At 60.1% G+C, this 16,956-nt stretch carries 12 protein-coding genes; 4 read left to right on the forward strand and 8 right to left on the reverse strand.

Annotated elements, in window-relative coordinates:
* Positions 1–8: 8 nt before the first annotated feature.
* The 4 genes from QCE73_RS27280 to napE are packed head-to-tail and all read right to left on the reverse strand — an operon-like array spanning position 9 to position 3,492.
* Positions 9–494 (reverse strand): nitrate reductase cytochrome c-type subunit, encoded by a 486-nt coding sequence (locus QCE73_RS27280; RefSeq protein WP_035502469.1) that lies wholly within the window; start codon positions 492–494, stop codon positions 9–11.
* Positions 495–505: 11 nt separating this feature from the next.
* Positions 506–2,989 (reverse strand): periplasmic nitrate reductase subunit alpha, encoded by a 2,484-nt coding sequence (gene napA / locus QCE73_RS27285; protein WP_309884405.1) that lies wholly within the window; start codon positions 2,987–2,989, stop codon positions 506–508.
* The gene (locus tag QCE73_RS27290) at positions 2,961–3,308 is read right to left on the reverse strand and encodes a chaperone NapD (protein WP_035502474.1); all 348 of its coding nucleotides are present in this window, start codon (positions 3,306–3,308) and stop codon (positions 2,961–2,963) included. Before QCE73_RS27290 ends, napA begins: the two co-directional genes overlap by 29 nt.
* Before the next feature lie 25 nt (positions 3,309–3,333).
* Positions 3,334–3,492 carry a periplasmic nitrate reductase, NapE protein gene (gene napE / locus QCE73_RS27295; RefSeq protein ID WP_035502476.1) on the reverse strand — a complete coding sequence of 53 codons (159 nt, stop codon included), beginning with the start codon at positions 3,490–3,492 and terminating at the stop codon, positions 3,334–3,336.
* A gap of 332 nt (positions 3,493–3,824) precedes the next feature.
* Here napE and QCE73_RS27300 point away from each other — a divergent pair, with 332 nt between their 5' ends.
* Positions 3,825–4,253, forward strand: coding sequence for a hypothetical protein (locus tag QCE73_RS27300; protein WP_309884406.1), 429 nt, complete (start codon positions 3,825–3,827; stop codon positions 4,251–4,253).
* Positions 4,254–4,548: 295 nt separating this feature from the next.
* Positions 4,549–10,476 (forward strand): DUF3320 domain-containing protein, encoded by a 5,928-nt coding sequence (locus tag QCE73_RS27305; RefSeq protein WP_309884407.1) that lies wholly within the window; start codon positions 4,549–4,551, stop codon positions 10,474–10,476.
* 126 nt (positions 10,477–10,602) lie between these two features.
* On the opposite strand, the gene QCE73_RS27310 is transcribed toward QCE73_RS27305, so the two are convergent.
* Together QCE73_RS27310 and QCE73_RS27315 are read right to left on the reverse strand one after the other, a co-directional pair.
* On the reverse strand, positions 10,603–10,944 hold the full coding sequence (locus QCE73_RS27310; RefSeq protein ID WP_309885265.1) for a zinc ribbon domain-containing protein YjdM: 342 nt from the start codon (positions 10,942–10,944) through the stop codon (positions 10,603–10,605).
* A gap of 218 nt (positions 10,945–11,162) precedes the next feature.
* Positions 11,163–11,564: a hypothetical protein gene (locus QCE73_RS27315; protein ID WP_309884408.1), complete on the reverse strand. Its 402-nt coding sequence runs from the start codon at positions 11,562–11,564 to the stop codon at positions 11,163–11,165.
* Positions 11,565–12,187: 623 nt separating this feature from the next.
* On the opposite strand from QCE73_RS27315, the gene QCE73_RS27320 reads away from it, so the two are divergent.
* Positions 12,188–13,639, forward strand: a complete 1,452-nt coding sequence (locus QCE73_RS27320) for an aldehyde dehydrogenase family protein (protein WP_309884409.1) — start codon at positions 12,188–12,190, stop codon at positions 13,637–13,639.
* A gap of 102 nt (positions 13,640–13,741) precedes the next feature.
* On the opposite strand, the gene QCE73_RS27325 is transcribed toward QCE73_RS27320, so the two are convergent.
* Together QCE73_RS27325 and QCE73_RS27330 are read right to left on the reverse strand one after the other, a co-directional pair.
* Complete coding sequence (locus QCE73_RS27325; protein ID WP_035502482.1) at positions 13,742–14,080, reverse strand: hypothetical protein; 339 nt, start codon at positions 14,078–14,080, stop codon at positions 13,742–13,744.
* Positions 14,081–14,177: 97 nt separating this feature from the next.
* A complete protein-coding gene (locus tag QCE73_RS27330) occupies positions 14,178–15,125 on the reverse strand; it encodes a LysR family transcriptional regulator (protein WP_035502484.1) in 948 nt (315 codons plus the stop codon).
* Positions 15,126–15,604: 479 nt separating this feature from the next.
* Here QCE73_RS27330 and oxlT point away from each other — a divergent pair, with 479 nt between their 5' ends.
* Positions 15,605–16,951, forward strand: a complete 1,347-nt coding sequence (gene oxlT / locus QCE73_RS27335) for an oxalate/formate MFS antiporter (RefSeq protein WP_309884410.1) — start codon at positions 15,605–15,607, stop codon at positions 16,949–16,951.
* The last annotated feature ends 5 nt before the right edge of the window (positions 16,952–16,956 follow it).

A 16,956-nucleotide genomic window follows, 5' to 3' on the forward strand; every position in this document is an offset into this window, starting at 1 on the left:
GCGATCGCTCATCGTTTCTGGTTCTTGGATGCCGGCTGCCGCTTGATGTCTTCGACAGCGACGAACGTATTGCCGACGAGCGGCTTCGTATCCGCCTGCGGAACGTGGCACTGCGTGCAGAAATAGCGGCGCGGTGACAGATGCCCGGACACCATGCCTTCGCGGTCCATGTAATGCGATACCGCGACGGGCACGGCGCCGCTCTCTTCGACACGGCTGCGCGCATGACACGCGAGACAGCGATTCGCGTTCTTGTCGAGCTGATAATTGTCGATCTTGTGCGGGATCGTCGGCGGTTGCTGCGCGTAGTTGAGGCCGCGTATCACGTCCTTGTTTTCGGTGGGCGCGAGGAGCGGCGCACGGGTCTCTTCGCCGATCGGCGTCGTGCCCCGCAGCGAGTCGTGGAACGGCAGATTGGGGATGGTGGGCTGCGCGATCGCGATCGCGGCGAGCGCGAGCAGCGATGCGATGACGAGAGCGATCAGCGTGCGCATGACATGTGCTCCTAGACCCGCACGATCCTGACCGCGCACTTCTTGTAGTCGGTCTGGAACGAGATCGGATCGGTGGCGTCGAGCGTCACCTTGTTGATGAGCTGGCTCGCATCGAACCACGGCACGAACACGAGCCCGCGCGGCGGCTTGTCGCGGCCGCGCGTCTCCACGCGCGTGCGCATCTCGCCGCGCCGCGATATCACCCGCACTTCCACGCCGCGCCGGATGCCGAGCGCCTTCGCGTCATCGGGATGCATGAAGCATACGGCGTTCGGAAACGCGCGATAGAGCTCCGGCACGCGGCGCGTCATCGACCCGGAATGCCAGTGTTCGAGTACGCGGCCCGTCGCGAGCCAGAACGGATATTCCTTGTCCGGCGATTCGGGCGGCGGCTCGTAGGGCAGCGCGTAGATCACGGCGCGGCCATCCGGATTGCCGTAGAACTGCCAGTCGGCGCCGGCCTTGACGTAGGGATCAGAGCCTTCCTTGTAGCGCCAGAGCGTCTCCTTGCCGTTGACGACCGGCCAGCGGATGCCGCGCGCCTGGTGATACATGTCGAACGGCGCGAGATCGTGACCGTGGCCGCGCCCGAAACTCGCGTACTCCTCGAACAGACCCTTCTGCACGTAGAAGCCGAACGCCGCGGCTTCGTTGTTGCGATACTTCGCGTCCACTTGCGATGCGGGAAACTTGTCGACCTGGCCGTTCCGATAAAGAATGTCGTAGAGCGTCTTGCCCTTGTACTCCGGCTTCTTCGCGATGAGTTCGGCGGGCCAGACCTCCTCGACCTTGAAGCGCTTCGAGAACTCGACGATCTGCCAGAGATCCGAACGCGCGCCGGCGGGCGCCTGCACCAGTTGATGCCAGAACTGCGTGCGCCGCTCCGCGTTGCCGTACGCGCCTTCTTTCTCGACCCACATCGCGGACGGCAGGATCAGGTCGGCGGCGACGGCCGTGACCGTCGGATAGACATCCGACACGACGACGAAATTCGATTCCTTGCGATACCCCGGCAACGCCTCGTTGTTGATGTTCGCGGCGGCCTGCATGTTGTTGTTGACCATCACCCAGTAGGCGTTGAGCTTGCCGTCGCGCAGCATGCGGTTTTGCAGGACGGCGTGAAAGCCCGGCTTGTCGGGAATCGTTCCCTCGGGCAGCTTCCAGATGTGCTCCGCTTCCTCGCGATGCTTCGGGTTGGTCACGACCATGTCGGCGGGCAGCCGATGCGAGAACGTGCCGACTTCGCGCGCCGTGCCGCATGCCGAAGGCTGTCCCGTCAGCGAGAACGGACTGTTGCCGGGCGTGGAGATCTTGCCCGTCAGCAGATGCAGGTTGTAGACCATGTTGTTGGCCCACGTGCCGCGCGTGTGCTGATTGAAGCCCATCGTCCAGAAGGACACGACCTTGGTCTTCGGATCGGCGTACAGCTTCGCGAGCTGATCGAGCTTGTTCTTCGGCACGCCCGAGAGCTTCGTGACATAGGCCGCGTCGTAGCGCGAGACGAACTGCGCGAACTCGTCGAAGCTGATCGGCTGCGAGCCGTTCGGATCGCCGGCGTTCTTCGCCGCCTTTTGCAGCGGATTCTCGGGACGCAGCCCGTAGCCGATATCCGTGTTGCCCTTCCTGAAATTCGTGTGCTTGTCGACGAACGCCCGGTTCACCTTGCCGTTCTTGATGATGTAGTTCGCGATGTAGTTCATGATCGCGAGATCGGATTGCGGCGTGAAGATGATGGTCTCGTCGGCGAGATCGAACGAACGATGCTCGAACGTCGAGAGAACGACGACGCGCACGTTCTGGTTCGACAGCCGCCGCGCCGTCACGCGCGTCCACAGCACCGGATGCATCTCCGCCATGTTGGAGCCCCACAGCACGAAGGCATCGGTTGCTTCGATGTCGTCGTAGCAGCCCATCGGCTCGTCCATGCCGAAGGTGCGCATGAAGCCCGTCACGGCCGAGGCCATGCAGTGCCGTGCGTTGGGGTCGAGGTTGTTGCTGCGAAAGCCCGCTTTCATCAGCTTGACGGCTGCGTAGCCTTCCCACACGGTCCATTGCCCGGAGCCGAACATGCCGACGGCGGTCGGGCCTTTTTCCTTCAGCACACGCTTGAACTGGTCGGCCATCGTATCGAACGCGACGTCCCACGAGACGGGCTGGAACTCGCCGCTCTTGTCGAACTTGCCGTTCTTCATGCGCATGAGCGGCGTGGTCAGGCGATCCTGGCCGTACATGATCTTCGAGAGGAAGTAGCCCTTCACGCAGTTGAGCCCGCGATTGACTTCGGCTTGCGGGTCCGCCTGCGTCGCGACCACCTGATTGCCCTTCACGCCGACGAGCACGCCGCATCCCGTGCCGCAGAAGCGGCAGGGCGCCTTGGACCACGCGATGTCGTCGCTCTGTGCGACGGCCTCCATGCCGGGCAGCGTGATGCCCGCGGACGCGGCGGCCGTGGTGGCGGCGGTCTGCTTAATGAACGCGCGACGAGTCAGTTTCATCGGGGATTTCCTCGTTCAGCGAATCGGCGTGTTCGTGATGCTGATAGACGAGCGCGATGCTCACGACATCGGGTATCGACTGCGCCGCGTGCAATTGATCGGCGACATGGGATGAGCGGTCCGCTTCGAGCGTGAGCACGATCCTGCCTTCGGCACTCGATCCGTGGACCTGTGCGCCGGGCAATGCGGCGAGCGCCTGCGTGACGCGTGCCAAGGCTTCTATCCGCGCGTATACAACGACTCCGGCAATGTGATATTCGCAAGACTGGTCCGTCTTATCGTCGAAACGATGACTGCTGTCGACGAGCTTGAGCTTCATTTAATTGAAATAATCGCGACGCTCGTTAATGATGCGGCGGGCCGCCAACCAGCATCTGATAGAACCAGACCGCGAATCCATAAGCGGCAATGATCATGACCGTGAGCACGGGAACCATCACGACGGTCAGAAACAGAAAGCTGCGCAACTCTTCGGATTGGCGTATTTCGTTTTTCTCATCCATGGGGCGCTTCGGATCTCGCTTGGCAATGTGGGAACGGCCAGCACGAAGGATGACTTTATTGTTGGTATAGGGAATACATCTTTTCAAGGTGAAAATGCGTTATTCGCGATGCGGTTCGTGTAACGGCTAATTAAGTCTTGTCGGGCGAGACGTATCCGATTGCGGTGCGACAAGCCGTTATCGTTTCGGATTATTGAATAGTCGGTTCGTTGCGCGCCTGTGTGTCGCAACGTTGCATTGCATGTCTTCGCCATGACTTTCGCCGTCTTCCGAAAGCCGCATGACGGCCGGGTTCATAGAATTCGGGCATCCCAAATCACGTAATCCGGATCATGCCGACCAAGCTCGAATTCGAAACCCCCGAAGGACGTCTCTCGCTCTCCATCCTCGACACTCAATTCATGGCCTATGACGCGGGCGAGCTCGCCTATCGATCGACGCGGGATTTCGTCGCGCGAATGCAATCGATGGGTCTTGGTGAATTGGCGCAAGCTTATGCGCGTCTTCTCGCACAGAACAAGGTTTCGGTGATGGAGCTGCACGAAGCGCGCGAGGATGCGCAAGCGTGTCTTGGTGAAGAGGCTGAGCGCAGCGTGATTGCGGAGGGCATCATGCCGCGTCTCGAAAGACTTCGCGAGACGATCACGCAGACGCAAGTCGACATGCGCGCAAATGTGGAGCGGCTGGCGGCGCTATCGGCGGCTTGCGATCGTGCGTTGCGGCAGATTCCGGGTTATCGGCCGCCGGTGTGTGGGACGTGAGGAACGAATAAGGACCGCCATGGCGGTGGTGCTCTGGGTAGGCCGCAGGCACGCTGATCGTGCCGCTCGGAATTTACTCGTCAGATCCTGAATGTCACCCCGCCGCCGGGCCCTGCGCGGGCGTGATCACGCATTCGCTTGTAACGCTGGCGACGTTGCATGCTGGCCAGACGGCTTGCAACATTCCGCCATTCAATGCAACGAAATATGCGATTTTGCTTTTCCCGACTAATGGTCAATCTGGCGTATTCTTGTGTTCGAAACCCGAGAACGATTTAAAAAGAACGCAAATACGATGGACATCCAAAAAGAACCGGACGTCGAATCCGGAACCGCCGAGGAAAAGACGCTTGCCCCGCTGCTTCTGGAGATCGAGGCCGACCCAACGCTTGGCTACGCGTCTATTCAGAATTCCGTGCCCATAGTCCGTGCCTTGCGCGTAACAAACCGCAGCAGTGAACATATCGAGGAACTGGAGGTTCTGGTCAGCTGCAATCCTGGCTTCGCGCAAGGCGCGAAACTTCGTTTTGCAAGGCTCGCGCCGGGTGAAAGCAGGCGCATATCCCCTTTAGATCTGCTACCCGATCATGGTTATCTCGCTGTCCTTCCGGAGGCAGTAACTGCCGCGGTCACGGTGATCGCACAGACAGGCGATATAGAGCTTGCACGGGTAAGTCAATCCATCGAGATTCTGGCCTACGACCAATGGGCCGGTGCGCGCGCAATGCCCGAGTTGCTCGCGTGCTTCTCGATGCCGAACAACCCGGCGGTCGACATCCTCATTGGAAAGGCGTCGAAGTTGCTTCGCGAGCAGAATCGCGATCTGTCGATGAACGGGTATCAGTCGAAGAGTCGCGACGTGGTGTGGAAGCAGATTTCCGCAATTTACAGCACGCTCGCTGCAGAGAATCTGCAATACGCCGAACCGCCGGCTTCCTTTGGCGTAGATGGTCAGAAAATTCGAACCCCGGATCGTGTCCTCAAAGGAAGGGTGGCCACTTGCCTTGACCTCGCGATGCTTTTCTCGTCCTGCCTGGAGCAGGCCGGTCTACGTCCCGTCGTCTTGATCAAGGACGGCCACGCCTGGATAGGTGTATGGCTTCACCAGGCTTGTTTCCCGGACCCTCTCACCGACGATGTTCAGGCGGCCCGAAAGCGCGTGGATAGCGGCGAGTTTCTCGTATTCGAAGCCACTGCGGTTGCCCAACACTCGAGCCGTCGCCCGTCGCTGCGCGTTGCCCTGGAACAAGGCGCCGCGCACCTGCTCGAAGAAGGCACTTTTCGCTACGCGGTCGATATTCATCGTTCGCGTGAACTGCAAATCAGGCCATTGCCCTCCCGGGTCGCAGGTCTGAAGCAATCCGCGACTGACGACGCGGATATGCCAGCGGGCATCGAACCGGCGCCGGTCCTCCCGCCTCTTGACCCGGAGTTTCTTACGCCGCTCGATATGACGGGTGACGAGACGCCGGAAGGGCGTCTTTCGAAGTGGAAATCGCGCTTGCTGGATCTGACGCTGCGTAACCGGCTTCTCAACTTCAAGTCGACCAAATCCACGCTCGCGCTGGTTGCCCCGGATCTGGGCAGGCTCGAAGACGCCATCGCCGAAGGCCTCGACTTCCGCGTCCGGCCGTTGCCGACTTTGATGGAGGGGAATGATCCCCGCATGGCTGAAGTCCATGTCAATCGAAGTGGACGTCAACCTCTCGACGACGTGGCGCTCAGCGCTCTGGACAACAAAGAGTTGATCGCGCGGATGCCACAGGAGAACCTGGACGGCAACCTTCTGAGTATCTTCAGTGCTGCACGGACCGGTCTGGAGGAGGGCGGCGCAAACACGCTCTATCTCGCTTTGGGCATGCTGCGCTGGACGGAAACGGAGAGTGCCGAGAGCACGCATCAAGCGCCCATCATTCTGGTTCCCGTGACGCTGCAGCGCCAGTCGGTCAGAAGCGGCTTCCGGCTCAGTCGTCACGATGATGAGACGATCATCAACCCCACGCTGTTGCAGATGCTGCGCTCGAACTTCGAGTTGCGCATTCCGGGGCTGGACATCATGCCGATGGACGAGAAGGGCGTGGACGTCGAAAGGGTGCTGCAGGCGTTTCGCCTGGCCGTTCGCGAGATCCCCAAGTGGGAGGTCGTCGAGCAGGCCCACCTGGGCATTTTCTCGTTCACCAAGTATTTGATGTGGAAGGATCTCCAGGACCGGACGGAGCAACTCAAGGCGAATCGCGTAGTTCGACATCTCATCGATAATCCCGGGCAAGCATTCGAGAAAGAGGAGGGCGGCGAACGTTACGAGAGGCTGGACGAAACGCACAAGCCTCAAGACCTGTTTACGCCAATGCTGTCCGACTCGTCGCAGCTAAAGGCCGTCTGTGTGGTCGACGCCGGGCGTGATCTTGTGCTCGAGGGCCCTCCCGGTACGGGTAAAAGCCAAACGATCACAAACCTGATTGCTCATTTACTGGCCAAGGGCAAGACGGTCCTGTTCGTATCCGAGAAGATGGCCGCTTTGGAAGTCGTGCATCGCCGGCTGGAATCGGTCGGTCTGGGGCCGTTTTGCCTTGAACTGCATTCGTCCAAAGCACGCAAGTCGGAAGTCTTGCAGCAACTCGGCAAAGCACTCGATTTGAGCGGCCAGCGCACAAGCGATGACTGGAGCAGGGAAGCCGAACGTCTGGGTCAGTTGCGACAGGAGTTGAACGGTCTGGTCGACGCACTGCATCGTCAGCATTCCAATGGGCTTACCGTTTATCAGGCTATCGGAACCTGTATTGAACAGGCCGGCGAGGAAGCGTCACTGATGCCTTGGGCGGATGCATCCGCGCATGACCATAAATCTCTTGACAGCCTGCGAGAAACGTCGAGACGGATGGCTACGCTTTCCGGAGCGCTCGTCGTGCCGCATGGCCATCCGCTCGAGCATATTGGGAAGACCGAGTGGAGCCCGACCTGGCAGGACGAACTCCTGGCGACTACGCGGTCCCTCGAACAGGCCATACAAGCATTCAAAAGCAGTGCGGCCGAGGCGGAGAGCGGCCTGGGAATTCCGGTTTCCGGTCTAAGCGTGGACGGATACGAGAAGGTCGACCGTTTGGCAGACGTTCTTCTGGGTGTGCCCCAGGTGCCTCAAGGCATTGCTGCTCATGCTTACGACGCTGAAGTCAGGGCCCAACTGCAACGGCTTGCCCGGCATGGGAAAGCGCGTAACGAGTCGTGGAGCAATCTCAAGACGACATGGACGGAGCGGATCTCGGAGAACAGCGCAGAGTCGCTCAAAAAGGAGTGGACGCAAGCCGTGAGCACGTGGTGGCCCAAGTCAGCGATCAAAAAGCGCGCCATTCGCACGCGGCTTGCGAGCTACAGCACGACCGGCACACGTCCGACGGAGGAAGCGATCGGAGACATGTTGCCCCATCTTGCAGTCCTCAATGCCGAGGACGAGCAGATGCTCGCTTTGAAAGCCAACGCGGAACGCGTGCTGCAGGATACGTTCAATGGCGTGAAGACGGATTGGGACCAGGTGCTGCGATGCGAGCAATGGGCGCAACGATTCTCGGATGCGGTCACCCTCGCTGCTCGCGATCCGGTCGCGGCAGGGGAACTGCGAACCCGTTTTCAAAATCTGGTCGTTGAAAACCGCGCATTGTTGCAATCCGGAGGCCCGTTGAGCAAATCACTGGTTGCGTATCGCGATGCGTGGCGCGAAGTACGTTCCAGACTGTCGGTGCTGGAAGCACTGGCCGAACCGACCGTACCGTTACCAGGCCCATCCGACCTGGAGGGTGCGCTTGAGCGCATGCTCGGCGTAACTGCGGGTTGGCAACGCGCGACGAGCCAGTTCAAGTCCTGGTGCCTGTGGCGGCAGGCCCGGGAGCAGGCGATTCATCTGGGGTTGCAGGGCGTCGTGACTTCGCTGGAAGGCGGCCGCGTGCCGCTGGATCAGGTCGAGAAGCACTTTGAGTTCAGCTACCAGAGTTGGTGGGTGAAGAAGGTCATCGACAAAGATTCCGTTCTGCGTACCTTCTCCAGCGCCGACCACGAACGGAAGATTCGTGAGTTCCGTCAGTCTGATGAGCGATTTCAGCGTCTGACATCCCAATACCTCGTTGCGATGCTTGCGGGCAAGGTGCCTGCCGCCAAAGGCATGGTAGTGAGCGGCGATAGCGAATTGGGACTGTTGCGGAGGGAACTGCAAAAGAAGACGCGCCATGCGCCAGTCCGACAACTGATGCATGGGCTTCCGAGCCTGCTTCCCAAGCTAAAGCCGTGCCTTTTGATGTCGCCACTCTCTGTCGCTCAGTATCTGGACGCGGGCCACGCACAGTTCGACGCCGTCGTTTTCGATGAGGCTTCCCAGATTCCCGTGTGGGATGCCGTCGGTGCGATCGCGCGCGGCAAGCAACTGGTCGTCGTCGGAGATACGAAACAACTACCGCCCACGAGCTTCTTCAGCAAGTCGACGGAATCTGACGACAATGGCGGCGACGATGCGCAAATCGAAGACCTCGAAAGCATTCTGGACGAATGTCTGGGCGCAGGGATGAATCGTCAGCGGCTCCAGTGGCATTACCGTAGCCGGCATGAGAGCCTGATCACCTTCAGCAACGTTACGTATTACGACTCGCAGCTCATCACGTTTCCGTCTCCGGTAACGGATGATGTTGCGGTGCGTCTCGAGCAGGTAGCGGGCATGTACGACCGAGGTGGAAGTCGGACAAACCGGGCAGAAGCCGAGGCGATCGTGCGCGGAATCGAACAACACTATCTGGATCGGGATAAGCAGCATCTGACCTTGGGCGTCGTCACATTCAACCAGCCGCAGCAGGCGCTCATCGAGTCGCTGCTCGACGCGCGTCGCAGAGCCAATGCCGCGCTTGACAAGGCGATTTCTGCCCAGCCGCGCGAGCGCGAGCCATTGTTCGTCAAGAACCTCGAGAACGTCCAGGGCGATGAACGCGACGTCATTTTCTTCTCGATTACTTATGGTGCGGACGCAGCGGGGAAAATCACCATGAACTTCGGGCCACTCAACAGTGAGGGTGGTCAGCGACGGCTCAACGTGGCGATCTCCCGCGCACGCGAAAGAGTGGTCATTTTCAGCACGCTTCGACCGGAACAGATCGATCTTTCCCGCGTGAGGGCCGCGGGCGTGCGCGACCTGAAGCACTACCTGGAGTTCGCACTGAAGGGGCCGAAAGCGCTTTTGGAGCAATCGTTGCCCACCGGGATGGAGCCGGACAGTCCGTTCGAGAGCCAGGTCATCAGGGCCCTGCGTGACCACAACTGGATGGTTCATCCTCAGGTAGGCTGTTCCGGATATCGCATCGACATTGGCGTTGTCGATCCACGTGCGCCGGGCCGTTATCTCATCGGGATCGAGTGCGACGGTAGAGCCTATCACTCGGGTGCGACTGCGCGTGATCGCGACCGCCTTCGTCAGGTTGTGCTCGAAGGACTGGGATGGCGCCTGCACAGGATCTGGTCCACCGACTGGTGGTTGAGTCCCAACGTAGAGATTCAGAAGTTGCTCGCTCGCTTGAACGCGTTGCTTGATGATGATGCCAACCAGGAAACACCGGCAGTTGAGTCATTCCCGGAAACAGCGGTTTCAGTAATGGGCGATAGCGATCCTCAGCTCCTCGTTGCAAAGGACATTGAGGTATCTCTACCCAAGTACAAGGTCATGATCCCGACGGGGGGCAGTCCGGAAGACTTTTACGACCTCGCGCACGGTCGGAAGCTGACGGAGCAACTCGTTGAGGTTATCGAAGCAGAAGGGCCGATCCACGAAAACGTCCTTCATCGCAGGGTCGCGAGAGCATGGGGTTTGGAGCGAACGGGTACGCGAATCGTCAGTCGTCTGCGAACATTGACGCCGCGCGAGCAAGGTCGAACATCGGACGGAACGGCGACGTTTTACTGGCCAGCCAATGTGAGTCCCGCAGAGTGGACCGTCTTTCGTGGGGCATCGGATGAGGACACGTCACGCCGGAAAGTCGATGATGTTTGCGTCGAGGAACTGGCTAATGGCGTGCTTCACGTGCTTGAAGAAATGGGCAGTGCGCCAAGCTCGGACGTCGCAAAATCTGTGTGCCGGTTGATTGGCATGTCGCGCACGCCAGGAGACGCCGAAGCTCGGGTCGGGCTTGCAATAGCCCGGCTTGTAACTAGCGGGGCCGTGATAGTCAGCGGGAGCTTATTGAGACTTCCGTAATAGCAGAATCGTATGCGATGCGTGGAGTACGAGTCGTCAAGATGTAGCTCCGCATTCGCAAAATCAGATCATATAAGGATGCCTACACAATTCGTCGCGTATAGGCTTCCTGGAACGTAGACTACGTCAAGCCTTTTTGACGAATTCCGTCTTGAGACTCATGGCTCCAAAGCCATCGATCTTGCAGTCGATGTCATGATCGGCATCGACGAGCCGAATGTTTTTGACTTTCGTGCCCATCTTGACCACGCCGCCGCCGCCTTTGAGCTTCAGATCCTTGATGACGGTGACCGTGTCGCCATCGTGAAGAACTTTCCCAGCGGAATCTCGAAAGACCTTGGCGGCGGGTTCCGCTGCGTTGTCCGTCTGCGCGGACCACTCGTGCGCGCATTCGGGGCAGATATACATGCCCGCATCTTCGTAGGTGAATGCCGATTGGCACTGAGGGCAGGGAGGTAGTGGGTTCATACGTATCGCTCGATGATTTGCGGAAATTTGAAGGCCCGCAGTATAGCGCCGTCCGATGGTCAAGGCCATGCAATGAGCCGCGTGCTTGAGGCACGAAGGCTCAGCGCTAAGTCGGATTTCTACATCGGATCGTCGGCTACGGAATGCGGGGGCGCTACGCCGATGTACGAGTCGTACCTTCTCTTTGACGCGTCTCAAATGCGCGTGATGTCACGGCGCTATTTCGCGGCATGATCTGCTGCCGCACCGGCATCAGTCGCAGCGCATTTCTTTGCCGCCTGGACCGGTACAGGCGCATCGAGGCCACGCCCGTCGATCTCGCGCACCGCGATCCAGCAACGCCTGCTTGGCATCTCCAGGAAAGCTTCGTAGTCGTGACCCGCCACTGGCGTGAACGTAATCCGCGGTGGCGAACATGTCCACGACGCATTTCCTATGGTGCCGCTCATGCCCATCGAAATCACCATTGGCTCACCGCTCGCCACCACGTATTCCCGAATCGAATCCTTGAAGTCGAGGCCATCCACGCGCATGTAATCGCGTGGGCTAGGCGGCATACCGATGGTGATGCTGCGCGAAGAATACTTCCAGGCTGCCAGATAGCCATCGTCGGCGCGCACCAGCGCTTTGTCCTGCCCCCAGCCTTTGTAGCAAGCGCTATTGGGGATGTACGAGGTGGATCGCGTGCCGTTCCCCGAGAGCAGGCGGATGCGCGACGACGTGGCAGGTTCGTATTGAGGCGTTTCCGTCGTGACCTGATGTGAGGGTTGCGGAAGGAGTCCACATGCAGCAAGAGCCGTCGCGGTAAAGGCCAAAAAGCATGAGCGAAGTACTGGGCGCGGAAGGGCAGTCACGGAGCTTCCTGAAAATCGGGGATTTTCTCCAATGTCATACCTATGCGCAACAACATAAGAATTCCTAATTCGATGCAATAGTGAAATAGTGATGATCCGCAGCCGACGCGTCCTGTCGTCGTTTCAATCGAGTATTTCGCCATCTCATTCCATCTCGCCTGCAATAGTCGCCGCCGAACTCGCGGCTCACCGTCGTCCGTGCCAATGCCGACTACTTCCGCACCTTCCATGACCGGCGCAGCAACTGTGCCGCACCAGCCCCAGCCTCACCCTCGCCGCTATATCCGTTCATACATTCCGTCCTATATAAACGATAAGAATGTTTTGCTTTCGTGGATGGTGGTTCTGCGCCAACATGAGGTGATTCTGAAAAACATATGGAGCGAGACATGGACAACAACACGGACCTCAAGCGCTACGAATTGCTGATCAACGGCGAATTCGTTCCTCCGAGCGGAGGTGAATACTCGACGAACCTCGATCCCGCCACCGAAAACCCGATATCCCGCGTGGCACAAGGTACGTCCGCCGATGTCGATCGCGCAGTGCAGGCCGCGCGCGCCGCGCTCAAACCGTGGAACGCAATCCGTGCAGCCGAGCGCGGCCGCATCCTGATGAAGCTCGCCGAGTTGCTCCGCGAAAATCAGGAAGAACTCGCGGCGCTCGAAAGTCTCGACGCAGGCAAGCCGATCGCGGGCGTGCAGCGCCAGGACGTGCCCGCCGCCATCGACACACTCGCCTATTACGCCGGCTGGTGCGACAAGATCAACGGCCAGGTCGTGCCCGCGCGCCCCGACGCGCTGACTTATACAGTGCGCGAACCCGTCGGCGTCGTCGCGGCGATCGTGCCGTGGAATTTCCCGCTGATGATCGGCATGTGGAAGATCGCGCCCGCGCTCGCATGCGGCTGCACGCTGATCGTGAAACCCGCCGAAATCACGCCGCTCTCCGCGCTGATGGTCGGACGGCTCGCGCTCGAAGCCGGCGTGCCTCCGGGCGTGCTCAATATCGTGACCGGCAAGGGCTCGGTCGTCGGCGACGCGCTCGTCGCGCATCCCGGCGTCGACAAGGTCACGTTCACCGGGTCGCCGTCGGTCGGACGCGGCATCCTGCAGGGCGCGGCGGGCAACTTCAAGCGCGTCACGCTCGAACTCGGCGGCAAGTCCGCCAACGTGATTTTCGCGGACGCGAATCTCGATGGCGCCGTGCGCGCGGCAGCCTCCGGCATCTTCTTCAACGCCGGCCAGGTCTGCTCGGCGGGCTCGCGGATTCTCGCGCAACGCGCCGTCTACGATGAAGTCGTCGAGCGCCTCGCCCAGCGCGCGCGGACGATCAAGCTCGGCGATCCGTCGAGCCGCGATACCAATATGGGCCCGCTCATCTCCGCCAAGCAGATGAAGAGCGTGCTGGACTATGTGGACATCGGCAAGGAAGAGGGCGCATCGCTCGTGACGGGCGGCAGGCGCTCAGGCGAGCGCGGCTTCTTCGTCGAGCCGACGGTGTTTGCGAACGTCGAACACGAGATGCGCATCTCGCAAGAAGAAATCTTCGGGCCGGTCGCGAGCGTCATCCCCTTCGACGATGAAGCCGACGCATTGCGCATCGCCAACGGCACCGCATACAGTCTCGCCGCGGCCGTGTGGAGCTCGGATATCGGCCGCGTGCATCGCATGGCCGCCGAACTCAAGGCGGGCACGGTCTGGGTGAATACCTACGGCTTCACCGATGTGCGTCTGCCGTGGGGTGGCTCAGGCGATTCCGGCTTCGGCCGCGAACATGGCGATGTCGCCATCGAGAACTTCACCGAGCCGAAGGCAGTCTGGGTCGCACTGACGCCCTGAGTTCGACGCCGCCGCGGGCAACCGCGGCGAATCATGCAAACACGAAAAATGCAAAAGGGCGATCCGGAATTCCCGGACCGCCCATATCGAGAGTGAAGCGCCTTAAGCGCGCGCCGTTTCCTGGTTGCGCGCTCGCCAAAGCCGCGCCCGCTGCGTGCTGTCTTCATATTGAACGGTGTTTTGCCGGCATGCTTCGACGGTCGAATTCTTGCGCTCGACGATCGCCTGGCAGAGAAACTCCGCGCTGTACGCCTTCAGGAGATGCGGGGAGTGCGTCTCGATGTACTGCGCGATTTTCCCGTAGTCGCTGTCCGCCGACGCGAGCGAGAGATAGGTCTGCGCATCCCAGCGGAACATCAGATCGAGTTCTTCGAAAGCGGTATTGAATGCGCAGACTTGCGCCTGAACTTCGCGGTCATCGCTGTACATTGCATGGATCATGATCGTCTCCTGTATGGCCGGGGGGCATGAATGCAGGATAGGGAACACGACCCATATACGATAGTTAAAGTTTTTTCGCTTATCTATTCAGTAAGCGTTATGAATTGGGCTTGCCGGTCTTCGCGACGATTTGCGTGATCGCTTCGATCTGCGCGGCGCCTTCTTCGACGAGAAACTGCTTGAACGCGAGCGCGACCGGCGGCAGACGCTTGTTGTTCCGATGCACGACGAACCAGTTGAGCATCACGGGAAAACCCTCGATATCGAGCACCGCCAGCTTGCCGACCTGCAGCTCCATGCTGATCGTGTGCGCGGATAGAAAGCTCACGCCCATGCCGGCAATTACCGCCTGCTTGATCGTCTCCGTGCTGGTGATTTCCATCGCGACGTTCAGGTTCGAGAGCCGCCCGGCGAAACCTTCTTCCATCGAATTCCAGGTATCCGAACCGCGCTCGCGGACGATGAACGGCTCGTCGGCCAGTGCTTCGAGCGGCACGTTTTTGCGTCCGACGAGCGGATGATCCGGCGGCGCGACGATCACGTATGGATGCGGGGCGAAGGAAACGTTGACCGTATCCATGTCGCGCGGCGGACGCACCATCACGGCGAGGTCGGTGAGATTGTCGGAAAGCTGATGCAGCAGTTCTTCGCGGTTATGCACCGCAAGGTTGAGCCTGACATCGGTATTACGCTGCGTGAACGCTGCAAGCAGGCGCGGGAAAAAATAATCGCCCGCGCTGATCACCGCGACGCTCAGCGTGCCGCCCGAAATGCCCTTGAGCCGCGCCATCGCGTCGTCGGCTTCGCGGAACTGCTCCAGGATCGCACGGCTGTAATGGAGCATTTCATTCCCGGCCGGCGTGAGGTAGATTTTCTTGCCCAACTGCTCGAAGAGCGGCAAGCCAGCGTGCTCCTCCAGTTGCTTGACCTGCGTCGAGACCGCGGGCTGAGTGAGATAGAGTTCCTCGGCGGCGCGAGAAAAACTCAGTCGACGGGCAACGGTCTCGAAGATCTTCAACTGACGCAGGGTAGCGTTGCGGAGCACGGCGATCCTTCATCCATTAACGATAGCTAATTTATACAATAATTTTTTCTAACTTTCCTTAATCGTTTTTCTCCCCCACGATGCTTTCACGTCCCCAAAAGTTGTAAGGAGGACGGTCGCGGTTAGCACGAACGGTTATGCTTAACCCCGAGCATCGGCCACGCGCTTTTCGCCATGTATCACGGCACGACTCAGCAAAAACCCGAAGCCTGCAAAGGCGCATCAACCATCCGGACTTTATTGGGAATCGCTTGAAATGATTCGTCGATCGCCTGACGCGGATGTTTGCCTGACGTGCGAATCGATCGCCCACTTCAGTATGTGCAGCACGCGCGACATGCGCGACAGGCGGCCTCACGCCCACGCCGCCTGGACCGAGCACTTCCCCTGACCGACCGCTCGCCGCCGGCGCACCCGCGCCGGTTTCTCGCAGCACATCAAGCGCCGTACGAGCGCTAGAAAACATAACGGAGACAGACATGGCAAGCGCAGACACGGTTGTGTCCGGGCAATCGCACGGGCGTCATCACAACAGATGGTTCCAGCTAGTGATCGGCATCATATGCATGGGGCTGGTCGCCAACCTGCAGTACGCATGGACCCTGTTCGTCGTCCCAATGGATGCGAAGCATCACTGGGGTCAGGCGGCGATTCAAACCGCCTTCACTATTTTCATCGTTACCGAAACCTGGCTTGTGCCCGTCGAGGGCTGGCTCGTCGATAAATTCGGCCCGCGGCCGGTCGTCATCGGCGGCTCGATCTGCGCGGCGCTCGGCTGGATCATCGACGCGAACGCGACGAGTCTCATCCATCTCTACATCGGGGCGGTGGTCGCGGGCATCGGCGCGGGCTGCGTGTACGGCACGTGCGTCGGCACGGCGCTCAAGTGGTTCCCGGATAAGCGCGGTCTCGCTGCGGGCATGACGGCGGCGGGCTTCGGCGCGGGCGCGGCCGTCACCGTGATTCCGATCTCCAACATGATCCAGAGCTCGGGCTACGAGCACGCGTTCATGTTCTTCGGCATCCTGCAAGGCGCGTGCATTTTCGTGCTGGCGCTGATGCTCGTGCGGCCCAATCCGCCGAAGGGCATCGTGCCGGCCAAGCGCATCGTGTCGACGAAAATCGACTACACGACAGGGCAGATGGTGCGCTCGCCGCTCTTCTGGGTGCTGTACCTGATGTTCGTGTTCGTCGCGGCGGGCGGCGTGATCGCGACCGCGCAGTTCGGGCCGATCGCGAAGGAATACGGATTCGCGAAGATGCCGGTGAACCTGCTCGGTGTGACGCTGCCGCTGCTCGCGATGACGCTGTCCATCGATAACCTGTGCAACGGCTTCACGCGTCCGCTGTGCGGTTTCATCTCGGACAAGATCGGCCGCGAGAACACCATGTTCATCATCTTCCTGGGCGAAGGCATCGCGCTGTTGGGGCTGATGGAGTTCGGGCACGATCCGTATCTCTTCATGCTGTTCGCGGCGATGACGTTCCTGTGCTGGGGCGAAATCTTCTCGATCTTCCCCGCGACCTGCGCCGATACCTTCGGCAGCAAGTACGCCGCCGCCAATGCGGGTACGCTGTACACGGCGAAGGGCACGGCGTCGATGCTGGTGCCGCTTGCATCGGTGCTCGCGTCGGTCGGCTCGTGGAACGCGGTGTTCATCGCGGCGGCCGTCACGTCGATCGCGGCGGGGCTGTGCGCGAAGTTCGTCCTCGCACCGATGCGCAAGCGCTGGATCGAAAACACGCTGACGGAAACGGCGGCGGAATCGTCGGTCAACGCATCGTTCCAGACGGGCTGGGACGCATCGCGCAACACGGTTCAGTAAGGCAG

Source organism: Caballeronia sp. LZ029, from assembly GCF_031451275.1.
Classification (GTDB): Bacteria; Pseudomonadota; Gammaproteobacteria; order Burkholderiales; family Burkholderiaceae; genus Caballeronia; species Caballeronia jiangsuensis.